This window comes from Segeticoccus rhizosphaerae (genome assembly GCF_009192725.1).
GTDB classification, from domain to species: Bacteria; Actinomycetota; Actinomycetes; order Actinomycetales; family Dermatophilaceae; genus Segeticoccus; species Segeticoccus rhizosphaerae.
The window spans coordinates 1-4,602 of record NZ_VOHR01000298.1; the positions used below are offsets into that span (position 1 = coordinate 1).

Below are 4,602 nucleotides of genomic sequence, written 5' to 3' on the forward strand. Positions count from 1 at the left end.
ATCGACCTCGGGCCGGGCGCAGGCGACGACGGTGGGCGGGTGGTCGCGGCGGGCACGCCGGCCAAGGTGGCCGCCTCCGGTGGCGCCACCGCGGCATACCTCTCGGCGGCACTCAGCTCGGTGCGCCACCCGGACGAAGGCTGAGCGCGAGGAAGCGGTCGATCATCGGGTTGACCTGCTCGGGCACCTCGAGCTGCAGGAAGTGGCCCGCTCCCACGGCCTGCCCGGTCATGAGGTGCCGGCAGCGCCCGCGCACCGCTCTCATGTCCTCCGGGTGGGCGGCAGAGACGACCAGGAGCGGCACCGTGACCGCCTCCAACGCGGCCCCCGCGTCGTAGTCCGCCATGCCACGCATCGACGCTGCGGCGACCGAGGGGGGGACACGCGCCATCCCGTCGAGGGTTCCTACGCGGCGCACGCGGTCGGTCGCGAGCATCGTGCGCTCGGCAAACCGGCGGCGCCACGACCCGTCGGCATCGTCGGCCACCTCCGGCCACGAGCGCGCGAAGTAGGCCCGCCCGGACTCATCGAGCATCGGCGCCGGGTCGACCAGGACCGCCGCGGAGGCGAGACCCCTCGCCGCGCACTCGAGCGCCACGAGGCCACCCATGCTGTGGCCCACGACGACCGGTGCCGACAGCCCGGCGTCTGCGGCAACCTCGGCGACGTCGTCGGCGAAGTCCGTGATCTCGCAAGCCAGCTCGTCGACCCACCGGCTGGTGCCGTGCCCTCGTAGGTCGAGCGACACGACGGTGTGGGTCGGCGCGAGGTGTGCCTGCTGAGGGGCCAGGAACGTGCGGTCGCAGCACCACCCGTGGACCAGCACGACGGCCGGCCCTGTTCCCACCCGGCTGTAGGACAGGCCGCCCGAGGTCTCGCGCTCGCTCATGCACCCCATCCTGCCGGGGAACCGGCGTTGCCCCGAATCCAACAGGTGGTTGAGAAAGTGTTAACCGAATGGTTAACTATGGTTGGGACGATGACGCTGGAGCGCACATTCCGCGCCTTGGCCGACCCCACCCGGCGTGCGATCGTGGAGCAGCTCGGCTCCGGACCCGCCACGGTCGGGAGCCTGGCTGCTCCGCACCCGATGTCGCTGCCCGCGATCACCAAGCACTTGCGCGTGCTCGAGGCGGCAGGAGTGGTGCGACGTGACCGGAGGGGCCGCACGATCGTGTGCACGCTGGAGGCGGCACCACTGCGTGAGGCGGAGTCCTGGCTCGCCGACCGCAGGCTGTTCTGGTCGGCCACTCTGGACCGCCTCGAGCGCCTGCTCGGGGCCGATTCGCCAGCAGACCGGGGCCATGCAGACACAAAGGAGCAGGACGGATGACCCGATCAGAGAACCTGAGCGCCGACGAGGGCGCGATCATCCTCGAACGTCACATCGACGCTCCTATCGCACGGGTCTACGCGGCGTGGATAGATCCGGAACTGATGGCGCAGTGGTACTGCCCCGATCCGGACCTCGACCTGCGGGTCAGCGGGGACATCACTGAGGGCGGCGATTACACCATCTCGATGGGCCCGCATGACGTGGTGGGCACCTACCGCACGCTGCGGGCACCCACCCTCATTGAGTTCACTTGGAAATGGGCAGAGTTCGACCAGCCGTCGAGCCTGGTCCGCGTGGAGCTGACCGAGGAGCCCGACGGCACGCTGCTGCGACTCACCCACACCGGCCTGAGCGGCGAGGATGACGTCCGCAACCACAGCGCCGGCTGGGTCGGCTGCCTCGACCGACTCCCTGGTGCCCTCGCTGCCTGAACGGTGCCCCCGGCTCCGGGCCCGAAAGAGCTCGGAGCCCTAGAGTCGGTCTGTGGCCGACGGACCCCCTTCGCACCTCACCCACGCCCTGCGCTTCCGCCAGGTGGCCAACCTGGTCAACTTCTCGACGCCGCTCGGCCTGGGCGTCGCAGTGCTCGGCCGCTGTCACATCAGGCGAGGGCCGCGTGGCCTCGTCCTCGCCGACCACTATCGGTTCGGCTTCCCGACGGCCTCCGCCTTCACCGTGGGCAACGTCCTCATCACGCCTGGGGACTGGACGGCGCTCGCCAGGCACCGACCCACCTTGATGGTGCACGAGGAGCGCCACACCTGGCAGTGGGTGGCGCTCGCCGGCTTGCCGTTGCTGCCGGCCTACGGGCTGGCCATGGCCTGGTCGGTGCTGCGCACCGGTGACCGTGCCGCGCGCAATGTCTTCGAGACCCGCGCCGGGTTGGCCCTCGGCGGCTACCGAGAGGTGGCGCCGAGACCCCTCGGGCGTGCGCTCCTCGCCGCCGCGTCGAGTCACCGAGCCCACCGCCGGCACCGCGCGGGAACCGTCCGGGCCTGACCAGCGAGAGGCGTGGCTCTCCCGAGACCGCGGGGCGGCCACGGACACGTGCGCGGCGGGTGAGCGGCACGTCATACAGTCGGCTCGTGAGCCCGAGCAGGTATGACGATCGCGCCCGTGAGCGGTGGGTGCGGGAAGATCCTGCCCAGAAACGGGCCGACCGGGACGACTTCGCCCGGGACCGCGCGAGGGTGGTGCACTCCGCCTCGTTGCGTCGGCTGTCGGCCAAGACCCAGGTGGTGCAGCCCAGCAGCGACGACTTCGTGCGCAACCGGTTGACCCATTCCCTCGAGGTTGCCCAGATCGGAAGGGAGTTCGGCGCCGCGCTCGGTTGCAACGCTGACGTGGTCGACACCGCCTGCCTCGCCCACGACCTCGGACATCCGCCGTTCGGCCACAACGGTGAGACGGCGCTGGCCGACATCTCCCGCGACATCGGGGGATTCGAGGGCAACGCCCAGACCCTGCGCCTGCTGACCCGGCTCGAGGCCAAGCGCACCCACGCCGACGGTCGGTCGGCCGGACTCAACCTCACCCGCGCCAGCCTCGATGCGGCCACGAAGTATCCCTGGCGCCGGGGTGAGTCGCCCAGCGCCTCGCCGAAGTTCGGGGTGTACGCCGACGACCTGGACGTCTTCAGCTGGCTGCGCAGCCAGGCTCCGGCCGACGACCCGACCCGTCGTTGCATCGAGGCGCAGGTGATGGACTGGTCCGACGACGTGGCCTACTCCGTCCACGACGTCGAGGACGCGGTGGCCTCCGGGCGTATCGACCTGGGAGCGCTGCGATCCCCCTCGGACACGCTCGAGGTCGCCCGGGTGGCCCGCGACCTCTACGCCCCCGACCTCGAGGAGGAGGTGCTGCTCGAAGCCATGCGCCGGCTGCTGGGCACCGGCTGCATCCCCGACTCGTATGACGGGTCCCGCCGCGCCCTCGCCGCGCTCAAGGACATGACCAGTCGCCTCATCGGCAGGTTCGTGCAGTCGGTCGAGGTCGCCACGCGGCACAAGCATGGCGACGGACCGCTGACCCGGTATGCCGCCGACCTGGTCATCCCTGACGAGGCGCGCGCCGAGTGCGCCATGCTCAAGGGCGTGGCCGCGCACTTCGTCATGCTCGCCGACGAGCGACAGTCCCTGATGAGCCACCAGCGGGAGATGGTGCACGACCTCGTCGATCACTTCGCGGCCTCGCCGGACCGCCTCGATCCGCTCCACCGTCACGACTTCGACACCGCCGGTGACGATGCCGCGCGGCTGCGGGTCGTCGTCGACCAGGTGGCCTCCTTGTCCGACCCCAGGGCGATCGCCCTCCACCGAGAAAGCTGCTGACCATGGACCTGTTCTCCACGCTCGACCTGCCCATCGCCTCCGCGCCGATGGCGGGTGGCCCCGCCTCCCCGGAGCTGGTCGCCGCCGTCGGCGGGGCGGGCGGCATGGGCTTCCTCGGGGCCGGCTATGGTCCCGCGACCAAGCTGCGGGACCAGATCCGGCAGACCCGTGAGCTGACCGGCCGCCCGTTCGGCGTCAACCTGTTCGTGCCCTCCGACGCGAGACAGGAGTCCGTCGGCGCCGCGCTCGCCGCCTACCGGGAACTGCTGCAGTCGGCGGCCGAAGGACGGGGCCTGTCGCTGCCCGAGGCGCAGTGGCACGACACGACCCACTTCGACGACAAGGTCGAGCTGCTGGTGGCCGAGCCGGTCGCCTCGGTGACCTTCACCTTCGGGTTGCCACCCGCGGGGGTGATGGACCGGCTCCGTGCGGCAGGCAGCGTCGTCGGTGTGACCGTCACCGACGCCGACGAGGCGGCTGCCGCGACCGCCGCGGGTGCCGACTTCCTCTGCGTACAGGCGGCGACCGCGGGAGGCCATCGCAGCACGCACACGCTGGACGCCGAGCCCAACGACCTCGCGCTCGTGCCGCTCCTGCAGCAGGTCCGGTCGGCGACCTCCCTCCCGCTGGTCGGCGCGGGGGGCATCAGCACCGCCCAGGACGTCCGCGACGCATTGGGCGCCGGCGCGGTCGTCGTGCAGGTGGGCAGCGCGTTGCTGCGCACGCCCGAGTCGGGTGCCACACCGGCATACAAGGCAGCGCTCGCCGACCCGTCGCGGCAGGAGACCGTCGTGACCCGTGCCTTCACCGGCCGGCCCGCGCGGATGCTGCGCAACGCCTTCATCGAGCGCTACGGCGACCGCGCGCCCGCCGCCTTCCCCATGGTGCAGCAGGTCGTGGCGCCGCTGCGCGCGGCCGCGACGGAGGCCGAGGAAC

General features: G+C 71.6%; 6 protein-coding genes. 5 read left to right on the forward strand and 1 reads right to left on the reverse strand.

Annotated features, from left to right (window positions below; translation table 11 throughout):
• Window positions 1-112: 112 nt before the first annotated feature.
• Window positions 113-889: an alpha/beta fold hydrolase gene (locus FRW57_RS17640; RefSeq protein ID WP_162529406.1), complete on the reverse strand. Its 777-nt coding sequence runs from the start codon at window positions 887-889 to the stop codon at window positions 113-115.
• Between the two features lie 90 nt (window positions 890-979).
• Here FRW57_RS17640 and FRW57_RS17645 point away from each other — a divergent pair, with 90 nt between their 5' ends.
• From FRW57_RS17645 to FRW57_RS17665, 5 genes are all read left to right on the forward strand, one after another.
• Window positions 980-1,333, forward strand: a complete 354-nt coding sequence (locus FRW57_RS17645; RefSeq protein WP_152186609.1) for an ArsR/SmtB family transcription factor — start codon at window positions 980-982, stop codon at window positions 1,331-1,333.
• Window positions 1,330-1,767 (forward strand): SRPBCC family protein, encoded by a 438-nt coding sequence (locus FRW57_RS17650; protein ID WP_152186610.1) that lies wholly within the window; start codon window positions 1,330-1,332, stop codon window positions 1,765-1,767. Before FRW57_RS17645 ends, FRW57_RS17650 begins: the two co-directional genes overlap by 4 nt.
• Window positions 1,768-1,819: 52 nt before the next feature.
• A complete protein-coding gene (locus tag FRW57_RS17655; protein ID WP_152186611.1) occupies window positions 1,820-2,335 on the forward strand; it encodes a hypothetical protein in 516 nt (171 codons plus the stop codon).
• Between the two features lie 86 nt (window positions 2,336-2,421).
• Window positions 2,422-3,666, forward strand: a complete 1,245-nt coding sequence (locus FRW57_RS17660; protein WP_152186612.1) for a deoxyguanosinetriphosphate triphosphohydrolase — start codon at window positions 2,422-2,424, stop codon at window positions 3,664-3,666.
• A gap of 2 nt (window positions 3,667-3,668) precedes the next feature.
• The coding region (locus tag FRW57_RS17665) for an NAD(P)H-dependent flavin oxidoreductase (RefSeq protein ID WP_152186613.1) at window positions 3,669-4,602 on the forward strand (934 nt) is incomplete at its 3' end.